General features: G+C 66.4%; 15 protein-coding genes and 1 tRNA gene. 7 read left to right on the forward strand and 9 right to left on the reverse strand.

The window, feature by feature from the left end; translation table 11 throughout:
• Positions 1-130: 130 nt before the first annotated feature.
• On the forward strand, positions 131-871 hold the full coding sequence (locus QX070_RS30355) for a GntR family transcriptional regulator (RefSeq protein WP_315740822.1): 741 nt from the start codon (positions 131-133) through the stop codon (positions 869-871).
• Positions 872-890: 19 nt separating this feature from the next.
• Here QX070_RS30355 and QX070_RS30360 read toward each other — a convergent pair whose 3' ends face one another.
• The 3 genes from QX070_RS30360 to QX070_RS30370 all read right to left on the reverse strand — a co-directional run bounded on the left by QX070_RS30360 (position 891) and on the right by QX070_RS30370 (position 5,033).
• Positions 891-2,510 (reverse strand): hypothetical protein, encoded by a 1,620-nt coding sequence (locus QX070_RS30360; RefSeq protein WP_315740823.1) that lies wholly within the window; start codon positions 2,508-2,510, stop codon positions 891-893.
• Positions 2,511-2,661: 151 nt separating this feature from the next.
• Positions 2,662-4,170: a bifunctional class I SAM-dependent methyltransferase/glycosyltransferase family 2 protein gene (locus tag QX070_RS30365; protein ID WP_315740824.1), complete on the reverse strand. Its 1,509-nt coding sequence runs from the start codon at positions 4,168-4,170 to the stop codon at positions 2,662-2,664.
• Positions 4,171-4,535: 365 nt separating this feature from the next.
• Positions 4,536-5,033 carry a YchJ family protein gene (locus QX070_RS30370; protein WP_315740825.1) on the reverse strand — a complete coding sequence of 166 codons (498 nt, stop codon included), beginning with the start codon at positions 5,031-5,033 and terminating at the stop codon, positions 4,536-4,538.
• A 502-nt stretch (positions 5,034-5,535) separates the two neighbouring features.
• Between QX070_RS30370 and QX070_RS30375 the strand changes: the two genes are divergently transcribed.
• On the forward strand, positions 5,536-6,564 hold the full coding sequence (locus QX070_RS30375; protein WP_315740826.1) for a hypothetical protein: 1,029 nt from the start codon (positions 5,536-5,538) through the stop codon (positions 6,562-6,564).
• 41 nt (positions 6,565-6,605) lie between these two features.
• Here QX070_RS30375 and QX070_RS30380 read toward each other — a convergent pair whose 3' ends face one another.
• On the reverse strand, positions 6,606-6,941 hold the full coding sequence (locus QX070_RS30380; RefSeq protein ID WP_315740827.1) for an MmcQ/YjbR family DNA-binding protein: 336 nt from the start codon (positions 6,939-6,941) through the stop codon (positions 6,606-6,608).
• 190 nt (positions 6,942-7,131) lie between these two features.
• Between QX070_RS30380 and QX070_RS30385 the strand changes: the two genes are divergently transcribed.
• Complete coding sequence (locus QX070_RS30385) at positions 7,132-7,740, forward strand: hypothetical protein (protein WP_315740828.1); 609 nt, start codon at positions 7,132-7,134, stop codon at positions 7,738-7,740.
• Between the two features lie 110 nt (positions 7,741-7,850).
• On the opposite strand, the gene QX070_RS30390 is transcribed toward QX070_RS30385, so the two are convergent.
• The 4 genes from QX070_RS30390 to QX070_RS30405 form a co-directional block, all read right to left on the reverse strand.
• On the reverse strand, positions 7,851-8,609 hold the full coding sequence (locus tag QX070_RS30390; protein WP_315740829.1) for a DUF2786 domain-containing protein: 759 nt from the start codon (positions 8,607-8,609) through the stop codon (positions 7,851-7,853).
• Between the two features lie 49 nt (positions 8,610-8,658).
• Positions 8,659-8,748, reverse strand: a tRNA-Ser gene (locus QX070_RS30395).
• Between the two features lie 240 nt (positions 8,749-8,988).
• Positions 8,989-9,648, reverse strand: coding sequence for an outer membrane protein (locus tag QX070_RS30400; RefSeq protein WP_315740830.1), 660 nt, complete (start codon positions 9,646-9,648; stop codon positions 8,989-8,991).
• A 482-nt stretch (positions 9,649-10,130) separates the two neighbouring features.
• Positions 10,131-11,267, reverse strand: a complete 1,137-nt coding sequence (locus tag QX070_RS30405; RefSeq protein ID WP_315740831.1) for an ROK family protein — start codon at positions 11,265-11,267, stop codon at positions 10,131-10,133.
• 374 nt (positions 11,268-11,641) lie between these two features.
• On the opposite strand from QX070_RS30405, the gene rplU reads away from it, so the two are divergent.
• From rplU to QX070_RS30420, 3 genes are all read left to right on the forward strand, one after another.
• Positions 11,642-12,025 carry a 50S ribosomal protein L21 gene (gene rplU / locus QX070_RS30410; protein WP_315740832.1) on the forward strand — a complete coding sequence of 128 codons (384 nt, stop codon included), beginning with the start codon at positions 11,642-11,644 and terminating at the stop codon, positions 12,023-12,025.
• A gap of 132 nt (positions 12,026-12,157) precedes the next feature.
• Positions 12,158-12,427 (forward strand): 50S ribosomal protein L27, encoded by a 270-nt coding sequence (gene rpmA / locus QX070_RS30415; RefSeq protein WP_008961804.1) that lies wholly within the window; start codon positions 12,158-12,160, stop codon positions 12,425-12,427.
• A 140-nt stretch (positions 12,428-12,567) separates the two neighbouring features.
• Positions 12,568-13,158, forward strand: coding sequence for a GNAT family N-acetyltransferase (locus QX070_RS30420; protein ID WP_315740833.1), 591 nt, complete (start codon positions 12,568-12,570; stop codon positions 13,156-13,158).
• Between the two features lie 37 nt (positions 13,159-13,195).
• Here QX070_RS30420 and QX070_RS30425 read toward each other — a convergent pair whose 3' ends face one another.
• Positions 13,196-14,113, reverse strand: a complete 918-nt coding sequence (locus QX070_RS30425; protein WP_315740834.1) for a DMT family transporter — start codon at positions 14,111-14,113, stop codon at positions 13,196-13,198.
• A 575-nt stretch (positions 14,114-14,688) separates the two neighbouring features.
• On the opposite strand from QX070_RS30425, the gene QX070_RS30430 reads away from it, so the two are divergent.
• Positions 14,689-15,452, forward strand: a 764-nt coding sequence (locus QX070_RS30430; RefSeq protein WP_315740835.1) for an adenylate/guanylate cyclase domain-containing protein, incomplete at its 3' end; no start/stop codon positions are given.

Genomic DNA, 15,452 nt, shown 5'->3' on the forward strand with positions numbered 1-15,452 from the left:
TTCATCAACGAGATCATTGCTCTGAGCTCTTCCTCGATCCGCTTCTCGACCGACCTCCTCCCCGGCCGCGAGCATAATGTGCACATTTTTTGGAGGTGACCTGCCGCGGCTTTGGGCCTAGCTACGGAGCATGGCGATGCGAGCGCAGCGAATCGGGAAGGCCAATCCCGCCGAGGACGAGGCGGTGTATCAGGCCATTCTGCGCGCGCTGCTGGAAGGCAAGCTCAAGGCCGGCACCAAGCTCGCCGAGACGCCGCTGGCCGCGGTCTTCGGCGTGTCGCGCGAGCGCATCCGCAAGGTGCTGCACCGGCTCGGCGCCGAGCGGCGGCTGGAGATGATTCCGAACCGCGGCGCGCGGGTGCCGCGGCCGACGCTTGATAATATCAGACGAGTCTATGAGGCGCATCGCGTGCTCGAGGCCGGCGTGCTCAGCCAGCTGGTGCTGCGGGTCGATGATCTCCTGCTCGCCCGGCTCGATGCGCATCTGGCAGAGGAGCACGCGGCGGCGCGGCGCGGTGATCGCGCGACCTCGGTGCGGCTGTCCGGCGCCTTTCATGTCCACCTGGTCGACGCGCTCGGCAATCCGGAATTGTCGCGCATGCTCGGCGACCTGCTCAGCCGCTCCTCGGTGATGGTGTCGGTGTACGAGCCGGCGGCGCAGTCGATCTGCGCGGTCGACGAGCACGGCGCGATCGTCGCGGCGCTACGCGACCGCGACCTGATGCGCGCGATCGCGGTGTCGCGCGAGCACTTCCTGCATGTCGAGGGCCGGCTGCGGCTCGACGAGTGCCCGGCGCCCGACGGCGCGGATCTCGCGGCGATCTTTGCGCCGGTCAAGCCACGCCGCAGGGTGCGATCAGGATCGTCTTGACGCTCCTGAGCGTCGGCCGTCACGTCCTCGGCGGGCTGTTCGGCGGCGCGCACCAGGGCAGCGCCATCCGTGGCATGTAGTGGCCGCTCCACGCGCAGACCTCCTCAGGCCCCCTGCGCTTGAGCGCCATCTTGACCGGCTCGGCCTGGCTGATGCCGACATGGAGCGCGAGCAGCGCCGCGCCGATCGGATAGGCGAAGCGGGAGAAGCGCAGGTCCGCCAGATGATCGAGCAGGACCATGCCGGCAATGATGATCAGGGGATCGGTGAAGACGAAGTACTCGACCTTCAGCCCGCGGCGGACGCCGAGCGTGTCGATGCCGATGGCCGCCAGCATCAGGAGGACGGCTTGGATGGCCGCCTGCCGCTCACCGCGGCGCCAGGCCATGACGATGCCCGGGATGATCAGCCAGGTCAGGAACACCGTGGGCCGCGCCGAAGTTTGCAGCACGAAGGTGTAGCGCCTGATGACCCCGAACAGCCCGGACAACAACAGCCCGATCGCACCGCTCAGGCTACCGGCGGCATCTGGCGCGTCGACAAAGGTGATCATCTTCTCCAGCGGATTGAGCACGACGACGACATCGTTGACGTCGTAGCTCAGATCCAGCGCGAGCAGGCCGATGGCGGCGCCGGCGACCATCGCCAGTAGCGCCGCAACAGTTTCGGCCGCGCTCACGCGCCACAGCCACGCGAAGACGACCATGCAGGCCGCGATCAGGCCGAGCAGCGCGAGCTGATAGACGCCGAAGCGGCCCAACAGCATGGGTTTGAGGCCGGCAGCCGTTGCGTTGACAGGATCGAAGCCGGCGACGATCAGGGGCCAGGCAGCGCTCAGGGCGAGCAGCGCAGCGATCCCGGCGACCAGCACGGCCGCCCAGGCGCGCGGCGATTGCCAGAACGCAACGCTTCGGCTCGTCGCCGTGCCGAACGGCAGCACCAGCACGGGGATCGCGGCGATCAACAGGATCGCATGGACCTTGTTCTCCAGACCGAGCGTGCAGAGCGTGGCGGCGAGCCCGATCGCAAGCGGACGCGCGAGGCTGGCGCGGCGCGCCGCCACGATCAGGATCATCAGCGCGAGAATGCAGAACGACGCCGCCATCATCTCGCTGCGCAGGATGCGCAGATGCATCTGCACGCCGCCGGAAAATACGAAGGCCGTGACGGCGAGCATGGCGATGCGCCAATCGGACACCAGCCGGCGCGCCAGCCAGGCAAAGGCCAGGATGAGGCCCGCCGCCGTCAGCAGCGCGGCGACGCGTCCGGCATGGACGGCGCCGGTCATCGCGACATCGAAGGCAGCGTGATCGGCGGGGATCGCCGACAATGTCCAGGCGTCGAGCAGGCCGAGCCGATGCAGCAACGCGAACCAGGTCTCGACCGACAGGATGGTGAGATAGGCCGGGTGATCGAAGAAGGCCTGCGCGCCGCCATCGTTGATCGCGAGCGCGTTGTAGATCACCATGAAGTCCATGTCGGCATTGCGCCAATAGACGGTGAAATAGCCGACGGCCAGGAACGACACGAGCGACAGCAGCAGCGCGACCGCGACGCCGCCGTGCCAGCCGAAGCGCGTCAGGCGATCGAAGGCGTCACGAGGCGGATTCGATGTTTTCGTAATCGTTTTCTTCGTCATGCGCGGGCTTGTCCCGCGCATCCACGTCGTCCTTCCTCGGCGAAAGAAGGCATGGGAGGCCGGGTCAAGCCCGGCCTTGACGACGTAGGTCGATTGGCGAACGATCGGCGCAGCCTCCTCTGAGGCTGGACACCGCGAACTCCCGTCATCCTCAGATCGCCTTGATCTTGAAGAACGCGAACACGACCATCTTGAGCAGCATCCAGCCGTGGCGGAAGCGGGAGATCTGGGTCTCGCCATAGCTGCGCGCGGCGTAGCGGATCGGCAGGTCGATCGATTTCAGGTTCAGCTTGGAGGCGCCGAAGATCAGGTCGAAATCGCCGAACGGATCGAAATCGCCGAAATAGGCCTTACCGGCCTTGAGCCTGACATAGTCGCTGCGGCGGAGCACCTTGGTGCCGCAGAGCGTATCGGTGTAGCGCTGGTTCAAGAGCCACGAGAACAGATAGGAGAAGGTCTTGTTGGCGATGAGGTTGAGGAAGCGCATCGCGCCCTCGTCCATCGGATAGACCAGGCGCGAGCCGTTGATGAACTCGCCCTTGCCCGAGCGCAGCGCCTCGAAGAACTTCGGCAACTGCTCCGGCGGCATGGTGAGGTCGGCGTCCAGAATCATCAGCACGTCGCCGCGTGCCGCGTCGAAGGCCGTGAACACCGCGTCGGCCTTGCCCTTGCCGGGCTGCCGCATCAGCTTGATGTCGTGGTCCGGGAACGCCTGGCGCACCCGCTCCATCTCCTCATAGGTGCCGTCCCTGCTGTGGCCCTCGATGAAGATGATCTCGATGTCCGGGCAGAACGCGGCGATGCGCTGCACCGCGGGCTCGATGTTGCCGCGCTCGTTGCGCGCGGGGATCACGACGGTCGCCGAGCGGACGTCGTCGCTCACGCAGCGGAGCGAGCGCGACACCAGATAGTGCCGCAGCGACAAGGCGCGCAGAATCGGGAGCACGCTGAGGAAGCGGTTGGCGAAGCGGCCGAGGCCGTAGAGCCGCAGCGGCGACAGCACGCGCTGCTCGGATTTCACCGGATCGAAATCGGCAAGCTGCGCGAGATTGCGCAGGTCGGCCGGCGACAGCACGTTCTGCTCCGGCTGCGGCATCCGCAGGCCCAGTGCCTCCGCAGCCTTCAGCAGCGGATACCAGAGGTGCGAGAAGTAGCCGATGACGAGGCGCGTCTCGCGCGTGCACAAGGGGTGCAACTGCTCGATGAACTGCTGGCAGTCGTCGAGCGAACCGATGGTGTCGAGCACCAGAATGACGTCGAACGGGCCGGTGGCGGCGGCGAGCGTGGCCGGATCCTCCGCGTCGCCCAGAATGAAGGTCAGCTCAGGATGCCGGCTGCGGGCGATCTTGATCTGCTTTTCGCTGAAGTCGATGCCGACGCCGTAGGACGGCGCGAGCGATGCCAGGGTGTCGCCGAGGCCGCAGCCGATCTCGAGCACGCGACTGCCCGGCGGGATCAGGAAGCGCAGATAGCACGCGTCCTCGCTGTGAAAGAACGCCGCCTTGTCGCGCCAGCCGGCGCGCGCATCGGCGAAATCGTTGGCATGGTCGAGGATGGCTGCCTTGCGCGGTGACAGCGCCTTCGTTGCCGGCGACAGGGTTGCGGCAACCTGCGACCGCTCGCGTTCGTCCTGCCGGACCTGCTCGTCCAACTCCGCCACCTGATACCACCCCTGTTAGGAACTACGTCCTTCTAGGCCAGCCCGGTTGGGCGGAGTCAAGGCGGCGGCAGAGAAGTCCTGCGCTCTGTTGGCATCGTGGCGCCCCCGCTCTGACGCGCGACGGAAACGAGCAGACATCGGCCAGCCACATTGAGGCCGCCGCGATCGTTCGCGCCGCATACCTCCGATCTTTGCATCTCATTCGCGCTCGCAACTAAGCGGGCGCGGGAAGACCGGTGACGCTGGACCGTCGTTGCCAGGTTGGCGCCGGCACCAACGGCTTGAGCGCCCGCGCGCCTGCCTTCGCGGGGCACGGAAGCACCTAACGAGCCCGCAGTCGCGCCCCCTCCTATCAACAGCTGCGCTCACCGTCCGCAGCAGAATTTGTATTTCTTGCCGCTACCGCACGGGCATGGATCATTGCGGCCGACCTTCGCGGTGACGGCCGCCCGCTTCGGCTGAGTGACGACGGCTCGCGCGTCACCCTCGACGAAGCGCCAGGCGCCGTCGTCGTCGCGGCGAAACTGTGAGACCTCGTGGTGCTCGATGGTCTTGCCGGCCTCGCGATAGGTTGCGACGAAGCTGACGACGCCGTCGGCGTCGCCGGGCTGGCCGCGGACCGACGAGACGATGCGCAGGCCGAGCCATGTCGCGCGCGTCGCCCAGGTTCTCGCCACGGCGGCATCGAACGCGCTGCGACGGTCGGCGGCGAGCGTCGATTCGATGTAGCCGATGTCGCCGCGCGTATAGGCCGTATAGCGCGAGCGCATCAGAGCTTCGGCCGTCGGCGGGCGATCATCACCTTGGAGATAGCGACCGCAACAACGATCGTAGGGAAAGCCTGAGCCGCAGGGACATTGCATGAGACGACGACGGAGCTCCACATTCGAGGTCCTACCATAGCGCGCCGCGAGGCCGAGGCCCCGAGCGTTCGTCCATTGAACAAGAAGGGCGTCACTTGCGGTTGTGACTGCAAAGACGCAGTTCTCGGTTGGCGATCATCCGATATGTGAACGAGGACCCGGCACCGTTTCGAAACCGGCGAATCCGTGTTAACCATTGGTTAAGAACAAGGGTGTTGGGCGCACGGCTGACCGGCCCGGCCCCGCGCGGACCAGAACCTTCCGGGCGCCGCCTCATTACGTGGCGCTTGTGACCGCAAGCCCTCCGCATCATCGGCGGATCAGGGCGCGTGAGACGCCAACGATTTCTTCGCGCGACGCCAGCCCGGCCGCAAGAACGAAAGCCCGCCTCGAGGCGGGCCGCTGCTCGATTCCCGATCAAACGTGCACCCGATGCGCGGCGCGAGACGCGCTGCGTGCAAACGCAGCGTCGCGCCCATCACCACCGATTGGAGCAGCCCCGATGGCTGATGAGTCCGTAGTCGCATCCATCATTCCCTGGCAGCAGCCGAAGACGGCCAAGCCGCGTCCGAAGCGGGCAAAGGTGGTCAAGCCGCGTCCGCGTCCCCGAGCCGACAAGGCGGAGAAGGCCAAGACGGCGGCGCTCGACGACGAGATGCTGGCCTCCGAGACGCTGATCATGCCGGACTTCCTGGAGTTCGTGAACGAGCCGGCGAAGAGCCGGGCGGCGGCCGAGCCGGCACGGACGGAGGCCGCCGCGAGCGCGGCCGCCGCGGCGATCCCCGCAGCAACCGCGCCGACGACAATGACACCGCGGGAAGCGGTGATCGAGGGCGAGGTCGTTCCGGCCGCCGCGCCGGTCACTCCGGCCAAGGTCGCACGCGGGCGCCTCACCGCTTCGTCGATCCTGCTGCAACTCGCCGCGCTGGCGCTGGCCGCGGTCGGCATGGCCATGAACGGCTGGTTCGCGCATTCGCTCGGCTCGAACAGCACGGCCGGCTGGATGTTTCTCGCGGTCGGCGTGACCGCCGACCTCGTCGCGCTGGTGATGCCGAGCTGCGCCGCGCGGCTGTGGCAGGGGCGCCATCGCGCCTCGGCACTGACCGGCTGGACGGTGTGGCTGATGACCTTCGTGTTCGCGGTCACCGCCGGCATCGGCTTCGCCTCGACCAACATCAGCGACGTCACCTTGGCGCGCGCCTCGCGGGTGACGCCCGCGGTGCAGGCCGCACAGACGGCGCTTGCGGATGCCATGACCGCGCGCGACCGCGAGTGCAAGGGCGGCGTCGGCAAGTTCTGTCGGGAGCGCGAGGCCGCCGTCGCCGAGCGCCGGCTGGCGCTGGACGCGGCGATGTCCACGGTCAGCCAGACCGCCGATCCGCAAACCGAGGCCGCGATCAAGCTGGTGGCCTGGGTGTCGCGCGGCGTGGTGAAGCCCTCCGCCGAGGACTTCATCATGCTCCGCCTGATCCTGCTGGCGCTGCTGCCGCAGATCGGCGGCATCCTGCTGATGGTCGGGCGGAGGGTGTGAGAACCTTTTTCGCCACCTGCGAATTTCGTTGCGGGGGCGGCTCAGCGCCTGTTGCGGCCGCGTGACCCCTGCGCACGATGCGCGGCGCGCCACGCGCTCTCGAGCACGGGGCGCAGGCAAGCGGCGTCGACATCGGCCAGCGACACGGTGGTCCAGCCCTGATCACCCCATTTGTTCGGGACCCGGCGAAACACGCCGGGCAGCAGACCGGCATAGTGCTCCTGCTCGTCGGGGGTGAGCAGGACGTTGGCGGATGCGCCATCGGCGGCCAAGGTCGCAAATGTCCGGTGCAGCTTGAATGCGGTGCGATCGAAGTGAGGCGCCTCGGTCGTTCCGGCGAGCGACAAAGCGAGAGCACGAAATTCGTCACCGGTCATCTCGACGCGCCTCGTGCGATCATATTCGAACGATAGGACTAGCACCGGCCATGGCGGCCCGCCATGCGGGGCGCACTGCCGCCCTGCACGCGAACGTGATGCCCGGCACCCCGGGGCCTTGATGCATGTCAAAACTATACGACGCCGTTTCTATATGGCTTGCCGCAGGATGGATCAGAGGAGAGCGGCCATGCCGGCACAGAGCACGATGCAGGTCTACCTGAACTGGGCCAGGGAGCGCCTCCACGAGATGGATGCCGCGCTGGCTTCGCTCGAAATCAAGGCGACCGAGGCCGAAGCGGCATCGAAGGCCAAGGCGCAGGAGATCATGGCGGACCTGAAGAAGCGCCGCGGCGATCTCGAGGCCCTGCTCAAGACGCAAGCCGAAGCCGGCGAAGCCGCGATGGCCAGCGCGAAGACCGAGCTGGACGCGCACTGGGCCGGATTCGAGGCGCAGATGAAGGCCTATTTCGACGCCGCCGGCAAGCAGGCCGCGCAGCAGCAGGCGACCTTCAAGGACATCGCCGCCGCGCAGGCAAAGGCGTGGCGGGAGTCGGCCGACAGGTTTCGCGAGGCGGCGGCCAAGGTGACGACGGTCGGCACCACCGATCTCGACGCCGTGCTGAAGCAGCTCAAATCCGACGCGGCGGAGGCCGGCGCCCATCTCGAGAAGCTGAAGCAGACCGGCAGCGAATCCTGGTCGGTGCTCAGCGCCGCCCTGAGCGAATCCCGCAAGGCGTTCGACCAGGCCAACCAGGCGGCCTGGAATGCGTTGAAGGGGCCGGGCGCGAAGAGCTGAGGGCATGCGCTACCGACGATTGCTGCAGCCAACGCTGGTGGCCTGCCCCATCAGCGGCCGATCGGGTCGGACATGCCAGCGATAAGGGCAACGACCGTTAGGGACTGAGTTCAGCTCCCTTTCGGTCCATTTCGTTGCGGCGCTCCGCTGACGCCCGGACTGATCGCGAGCGTGGTGCCCGCGGCACCTCCCGCTTCATAGGCCGTCGTCGACACCATCCGGCTCGTGCTGCGCGCCGACCGCAGCTTCAGATCGAGCTTGCCGAATTCGGCATCGACCACCGAGGTCTTGAGCACGACCAGGCCGCGACCGCTGCTCTGGTTGACTTGGTCCCGGGCCGCCTTCATCGCCACCAGTCGGTCGGCGATCGACACCACCATGCCGAGCGCGAAGGAGGCGTTGGCGAGATGCCGGTCCTGGTGCCGGAACCGGCGGTACTCGGCCGAGGCCTTGTAGCGGCCGAGCTCGGCGCGCACGGCGTTGTCGATCAATTCCGCCAGATAATGCGCAACCTCGACATCCGCGGGGAGACCGAAGAACACATAGCTCGCCTCGCCGGCCGGGTTCTTCTCGCGCCAGACCCGGCAATCGCAGAAATGCGCGATCGCGCCGATGCAGTCGTCGAGCGGAATGCGCTTCTTGCGATGGGTCTCGTAGACCTTGCGCTCGCACGCCGATGCCCGCAGCTCGAGGTCCGACAGCGACAGGTCGTGGCGATCGAGCAGCTCGGCGACCTTGGCGGCCGCGGACAGCGCCTCGTCCTCGGTGCAGCCATTGGCGATTGTCTTCGCGCGCAAAGCCTGAATGCGGGATTTCAGCTTGTCGAGCGCAACAGGATCGGAGGCGGCAGGATCGAACGTCTGGCTCACCGCTCAAGGCCCATGACAAGCCCCGCCGGGAGGTGGCCGAGGGAGGAACTGGCGGAGAGGGAGGGATTCGAACCCCCGATAGGCTTGCACCTATGCCGCATTTCGAGTGCGGTGCATTCAACCACTCTGCCACCTCTCCAGGCGCAAATCAGGGGCGAGCCCCCGGGTCGGGCGTCGTTCTAGGGCACGATGCAGGGGGTGACAAGGCAGCCGGCCGAATTTTTCCCCGGACCGTCGCGCGGCGCGCGCAGGCCGGTTGCGGTCCGCTCGGGGAAGCGAACCGCTCGCGCGGGTCAGTCGGCTATACCGCCCGACCCGCGCGTCCCGAAGGCCCGAGACTGACGCGTGGGCCCTTCGAACACCGTCGACACTGGTGCAGTCAGCGGAACAGGTCGAAATGGTAGTTCACGCCGGCCCGCACCGTGTGGATCTTGGCTGCCCGCCAGTCCAGCAGACCGTCGTGCTTGAGGTCGGTGTAGAGATATTCGAGCTTGGCCGACCATTTCGGCAGGAACGCCCATTCGGCACCGCCGCCCGCGGTCCATCCCATCTTCACCTTGTGGATCGGACCGTCCTTCAGCTCGCCGGCCGCGAGGCCCGCAGTGCCGTACAGAAACAGCCGCTGGTCGAGCAGCGCGACGCCGGCGCGGGCGCGGCCGGAGGTCAGCCAGGGCGCACTGATGGCGGGATTGACCAGGTCGCCCTTGCGCGACAGGCCGGTGAAGCCGAGGTCGTTCTCGATGCCGACCACGACGAGCGGCGAGAGCTGGTAGTTGTAGCCGGCCTGCAGACCGCCAATGACCCCGGACAGCTTGCCGCCATTGCCGCTCGCAGCATTGGCGAACCCATCATTGCCGGTGAAGGCACCGCCGACATTGGCGCCGGCATAGAAGCCGGTCCAGGAGAACGGCGCCGGCGCAGCCGCATAGGCCGGCGCCTTGTACGCGGTCGCCGGCAGGTCCGCCGCCCGCGCCCCGCCGCAGGCCAGCGCGGTCACCGCCAGGGCGGCCAGCCAAGATCTCGCGCCTCTGATCGTCATCTGTACATACTCCGTTGGGCGCGAGCGCGCCGTCAAAATCCCACCCCATTTGGGATGTCTTCTTATAAACCGACTAGACGGTTTGTAAATATGGACTGGCATCATGCCGAGGATTTTTTGGTCGTTGCAGGCCGCGATGGCTGGCGGAGGTCGAAAAGGACAAAGGACAAGCAAGAGGGTGGGACCGCCGTACGCTGACACATACCGGCGGTCCCGTGTCGCTACATCTTGGGGAAACCGACGGAAGAGACGGGGGTCAATCCGGCCGGCCTGAGCGACGCCGGCGACCCTGGGCCATCTGCGCGTGCATCGCAATGTGAACCGTTCCTTAACCTAACCAGTCAAGGTTACCGGGTTTCAGGCCATCCGATTGGTTGCACAGCGGTTTTTCGCACGTCTTGGACCGGGGAGGCACCCCGCTGCAACGCAGCATCGCTCCCTCCGGGCCGCCGAGAGACACGGTGGTGCGGCCGCGCCGACGCTCAATCCTTCTTCTTGGCCGCCTTCTTGTCGTCGCCCTTCTCGTCCTTCGACTTGTCATCCTTGTCCTTGCGACCGTTCTCCTTGCGACGGTTGGTGAAGCGGGCATTACCCAGCCCGGTGCCGATGGTCAGCACGCCCCAGCGCTCGAACTCCTGCATGTACGGCACCTCGGACAGGCCCTGGACGACGCCGTCATTGTGCATCAGCACCGCGGTGTCGTGATCACCGATCATCGGGATCGCTTCGACCAGGCTGGCCGGAAGATTGAACTTGCTGCTCTCCCAATTGCCCGGCAGGTTCTGCGCACCCTTCTCGATCGAGCCGTCCTCGCTGATCACGCCGGGACAGGCAATGCCGATGAACGGCGCGAGCCTGAGCCCCTCGGTATCGGCCTCCTCGATTAGGCCCTTCAGCATCTTGGCGAGCCGCTTGACGGCGCCTTCCCGCGTCGGCTCGTCATCGGCATGGCGCCACAGATCGGACTTCCAGACCGACGCCTTGGACAGGTCCGGCGCCTTCTTCCGGGCGGTCTCGACGACGCCGCAGCGGATGTTGGTGCCGCCGATGTCGACCGCGAGGATGCTGTCATGGGCCTCGAAGATCCACGACGGCGCCAGATGCAGCGCGCCGATCAGCCCGGCATCGTCGGGATGGTAGCGGATCGGCTCCAACTCGACGCCGAAGCCCTCGTCCTTGAGGATGATCTCGGTGCGCGCGATGGCGAGCTCGCCGAGCCGGGAATCCCGAAAGCCACCGCCGACCACGATGCATTCGGTCTTGGCCCAGGCCTTGGTGCGCAGGAAGCGCCGGGTCACATAAGCGAGCTCCTGGGCGAATTCCTCGATCGCCGAATGCACCACCGCCGAAGCCTCGGTGTCGTCGCCGACCAGGATTGCGTCCAGTGCCTTCTTGCTGATGGTGTCGCTGTCCTCGTCACCGAACGGGTCCTTGTCGGATTTGCGCAACGGCTTGCGCCAGCGCTCGAGGATCTTGCGGAACGCGCCCTTGGAGGCGCGATCGCCGAGGAAGCCATCTTCGTCCTTGAGTTCGATGTTGAAGCTGTCGATCTCGACCGACGGCAGCCGCGCCGCGCCGTGGCGGGCGATGCCCGTGGTGGTCATGACGTCGTCGGCCATCGGATCCCTGCCGTGCTGTGCGTTGGCCCGAACAACGGCGCAGGCGACAGTTTGGTTGCGGCGGGAGAGGCGAATGGCGAATAGGGAGAAGCGAATAGGGATCGAGGTTGGCCGCCACCTGCGTTCCCTACTCGCGCTACTCCCTATTCGCCCCTTTCCCTTGACTCGTCAGCCGACCCGGCTATAAGCACCCGATCGACCGGCGCGGGTGTTCTCGCGCCGTTTGTCGTTGCGCGTATCCGGCGGGTGTTGAGCCCAAGGGCGCGACGCCGGTCCCGATCGGGCCGGACTTCATGAACCATAACGACTGAACAAGAAGCCGACCCGGGGCCATGGTGCTTCGAGGCCGGGATCGAACACGAAGGATGAGAACGATGTTCGCAGTCATCAAGACCGGCGGCAAGCAATACCGCGTCGCCCCGGATGATGTGCTCGAGATTGGCAAGATCGACGGTGAGCCCGGTACGATCGTGCAGCTGAACGAAGTGCTGGTGGTCGGTGGCGACACCCCGGTGCTGGGCGTGCCCGCCGTGGCCGGTGCGTCCGTGGCCGTCGAGGTGCTCGACCACAAGCGCGGCCCCAAGGTCATCGCGTTCAAGAAGCGCCGCCGCAAGAATTCGCGCCGCAAGCGCGGCTACCGGGACGAGCTGACGCTGATCCGCGTCAGCGAAATCCTGACCGGCAACGCCAAGCCGACCAAGGGCCCGCGGCCGAAGAAGGCCAAGGCGGAAGTCCTGGCGGCCGACGCCGCCGAGTAAGCGTGCCGGCGCGATTGCCGCGCCGCATTGGCTTGAACCCTCATCGCGCGGATTTTTCGTCCGCGCCCAGCAAATGTGAATGATCCCTTGGCGGAATCGCGCTAAAGGTGATCGCGAGATCGGAGACGAGCGATGGCTCATAAAAAGGCAGGCGGTTCATCCCGCAACGGACGCGACTCCAAGGGCAAGCGCCTCGGCATCAAGGCGTTCGGCGGCGAGCGCGTGATTCCCGGCAACATCATTGCGCGTCAGCGCGGCACGACCTGGCACCCCGGCCTCAACGTCGGCATGGGCACGGACCACACCCTGTTCGCCAAGATCGAGGGCGTCGTCGAGTTCCATGACCGGGCCAACCGCACGTTCATTTCGGTGCGGCCGGTAGCCGCCCAGGCTGCCGAATAGAATAACGGTGGAACAACATGCGTCCGCCGGGTCCTGATGAACCGGCGGAGCGCCAGATGGCTCCAGGGGAGGCGGGACAACCGGCCTCCCCTTTTCTTTTTCGCTGATCAGTTGATCCCGAAGCGTCGATGGAGCCCGACATGCTGCAGGACATCACGACTCCCACCTTGCGCGAGGCGAGACCTTGCGTCCTCGAGACCCCCCGGCTGACGCTGCGTGCGCCGGTGCTCGCGGACGTGACTGCCATCGCCCGGCTCGCCGACGACCGTGTTATCGCCGAGAACACCCGCCGCCTGCCGCACCCATATTCAGAGGTCGATGCCGCTCGCTTCGTTCGCGCGCTGGAACAGACGGGTGAGACCGCCTTCCTGATCGAGCATCTGGACACGCCGATCGGCATGGTCGGGATCAATCGACCAGCAACGGGCCGCGCCGAGCTCGGCTACTGGCTGGGCGTTGCGCATTGGGGCCGCGGCTTCGGCACCGAAGCCGCGCGCGCCGCAATCGACCATTTCTTCGAGACGAGCGAGGACAATTTGCTGATCGGGCACGCCCGCGTCAGCAACCCAGCCTCGCGCAACATCCTGGAAAAGTGCGGCTTCCAATGGACCGGCGTCGAACTGCACCGCTTCGAGGTGATCGGCTCCTCCGCCCCGGTCGACGCCTTCCGCCTCACCCGCGGCGTCTGGTCCTCGCTGAAGGCCTGGGCCAATGCGGGACGGCGGAACTAGGCCGGGCCACCCTCCCCCTCCAGGGGAGGGTGGCATCTCAGGCCGGCGGATTCACCGCACCCTGTCCCTGCCCCAGGCTTCGTTCCCGCAAGTAGATGTACAGCCCCGCGCCGATGATGATGGTGGCGCCGACGATCGTCGCGGGATGCGGCACGTCGCCGAACACGACGAAGCCGAACAGCACGGCCCAGACGATCATCGTGTACTGATAGGGCACGACCACTGAGGCCGGCGCGAGCTTCAGCGAGCGGTTGACGCAGAACAGCGCGGTCACCGAGATGATGCCGGCGGCCGCGAACATCACCAGGCTGCCGGGCGTCGGCGTCACCCAGCCGAACGAGGACATCGCCGCGCCGAGCAGGAAGGTCCCGACGAATTGCGACGACGCCATCACGATGTCCGGCGTTGCGCGCAGGCTGCGCGTGATCAGCATCAGCACCGCGAACGACAGACTGCCGCCGAGCGCAATCAGGGCCGGCAGGCTGAAGGTCTGCGCCGAGGGCCGCAGCGCGATCAGCACGCCGCAGAAGCCGATCAGGATCGCGGTCCAGCGTCGCCAGCCGACATGCTCGCGCAGCACCAGCGCCGACAGCGCGGTGACGAAGATGGGACCTGCGAGATAGTAGGTGATGACGTCGGCAAGCGGCAGATAGACGGTGGCGAGAAAGAACGCCGCGACCTCGAGCGTCGACAGGATCACGCGCACCAGCTGTAGCCAGGGACGCTCGAGCTGCAGAAAGGCGGCTCGGTTGCGCCAGATGAACGGCGCGAGCAGCAGCAGCGCCGCGCAGGCACGCAGCCACAGCAGCTGGCCGACGGCGTAGGTCGACACCAGGAACTTGCCCAGGGCATCGCCGAACGAGAACATCGCGATCGACAGCAGCATCAGGCCGATGCCGGCCAGCCGCGCCGATCGTACATCGTTTTGGACGGAGATCCGGGAGAGGAGGGTCATTGCGCAATGGGCTGGTTGTTCTGGCTGAAGCCCGGGTGCGATATGGTCGCGGTATCCCGGCCTTCACTTCTTCATCGGCTCGTTTAGGAGTCGTGAGCGCGCGCGACAAGCCCTTGGCGGGAAGATGCACAAACACAGGCGCCGATCACAAGATCACGATTGAGCGAGCCGGGGTTCCGGCGCACCACACTCGCCCGGCCTCATACTGCAGCTTCTTTTCGATCCGGTTCTTCAGCCTGCGATTTTGCTGAACCATTCGGGCGCTCGGCAAAACCCATCATATGCAGTTGCATTTGGGACGAGGCGCTCCAAATCTGACGCGCGATGGCGGCTTTAGAAGCGGTTCGAGTATCTGGTCATGCCAACGCAGCATATCCCCATACCCACATTCGTCGGCAGCAGGGCAGCGCCGGCACCGCATCGCTTGAACCCGCGCGACATCTCGGCTGGCCGCCGCGTCATGAAACAGGGCGTGCGCCCGTTTCGAGTCCGATATGAGCAGTGATGCGGAGGGCAAGAACGAGCTGGATCTCCGGGCGGAACCGCCCGCGATGGGGAATGCTGCGGCAAGTCTGGTGCTGCAGCAGACCGTGGTGCTGTTGGTCGATGTGGTCGAATCCGTGCGCCTGATGAGCGCGCATGAGGCTGCTACCGTTCAGCGCTGGACCGAACTCATCCGCCTGATCGCGTCGGAAATATTGCCCCGGCATCAGGGCACTCTTGTGAAAAGCCTTGGCGACGGCTTGCTTGCTCGTTTCGAGACCGTCAGGGATGCCGTGAATGCCGTTGCCGAGATGCATCGAGCGGCGGCTGCGCAGAACGCCGGGCTCCCGGAGGATCGACATCTTCACTTGCGTGCGGGCATCAACGCCGCAATGGCTTGGAGCGATGGCGTCGACATCTACGGGACCGGCGTCAACCTTGCGGCACGGCTGGCAACTCTGGCCGGACCCGGCGAGACGATCGCAAGCGCATCGGCGCAGGAGGAGCTGGCTGCCGCTCTGGCTAGCCTCGCCAGCCCAGGCGAGACGATCGGGAGCGCCGCCGCGCGTGACGAATTGACGCATGGCGTCGACGCGGTCTGCGAAGATCTCGGCAACTGCGTTTTGAAGCACTTTGACAGGCCGGTTCGAGCATACCGCGTCGGTCCGCCGGGGCCGCAGCCGACCATCGCCGGGAGGCGCGACTACGGAGCGGCGATGCAGCCGAGCATTGCCGTGATTCCATTCGCAGCCCGAACCGAGGCGCCTGGGCTCGTGGACGTCGGCAACCTGATCGCCGACGGCGTGATCTGGCGCCTGTCGAAGTCTGCGAATCTCAAGGTGATCTCGCGGCTTTC

The sequence above is a fragment of the Bradyrhizobium sp. SZCCHNR1093 genome (genome assembly GCF_032381175.1).
Lineage (GTDB): Bacteria > Pseudomonadota > Alphaproteobacteria > Rhizobiales > Xanthobacteraceae > Bradyrhizobium.

What these genes read in the sequence shown, in the direction of transcription:
- QX070_RS30355 (WP_315740822.1), top strand. Translation starts at nt 131, where the DNA reads ATGGCGATGCGAGCGCAGCGAATCGGGAAGGCCAATCCCGCCGAGGAC.
- QX070_RS30360 (WP_315740823.1), bottom strand. Translation starts at nt 2,510, where the DNA reads ATGACGAAGAAAACGATTACGAAAACATCGAATCCGCCTCGTGACGCC.
- QX070_RS30370 (WP_315740825.1), bottom strand. Translation starts at nt 5,033, where the DNA reads ATGCAATGTCCCTGCGGCTCAGGCTTTCCCTACGATCGTTGTTGCGGT.
- QX070_RS30375 (WP_315740826.1), top strand. Translation starts at nt 5,536, where the DNA reads ATGGCTGATGAGTCCGTAGTCGCATCCATCATTCCCTGGCAGCAGCCG.
- QX070_RS30380 (WP_315740827.1), bottom strand. Translation starts at nt 6,941, where the DNA reads ATGACCGGTGACGAATTTCGTGCTCTCGCTTTGTCGCTCGCCGGAACG.
- QX070_RS30385 (WP_315740828.1), top strand. Translation starts at nt 7,132, where the DNA reads ATGCCGGCACAGAGCACGATGCAGGTCTACCTGAACTGGGCCAGGGAG.
- QX070_RS30400 (WP_315740830.1), bottom strand. Translation starts at nt 9,648, where the DNA reads ATGACGATCAGAGGCGCGAGATCTTGGCTGGCCGCCCTGGCGGTGACC.
- QX070_RS30405 (WP_315740831.1), bottom strand. Translation starts at nt 11,267, where the DNA reads ATGGCCGACGACGTCATGACCACCACGGGCATCGCCCGCCACGGCGCG.
- rplU (WP_315740832.1), top strand. Translation starts at nt 11,642, where the DNA reads ATGTTCGCAGTCATCAAGACCGGCGGCAAGCAATACCGCGTCGCCCCG.
- rpmA (WP_008961804.1), top strand. Translation starts at nt 12,158, where the DNA reads ATGGCTCATAAAAAGGCAGGCGGTTCATCCCGCAACGGACGCGACTCC.
- QX070_RS30420 (WP_315740833.1), top strand. Translation starts at nt 12,568, where the DNA reads ATGCTGCAGGACATCACGACTCCCACCTTGCGCGAGGCGAGACCTTGC.
- QX070_RS30425 (WP_315740834.1), bottom strand. Translation starts at nt 14,113, where the DNA reads ATGACCCTCCTCTCCCGGATCTCCGTCCAAAACGATGTACGATCGGCG.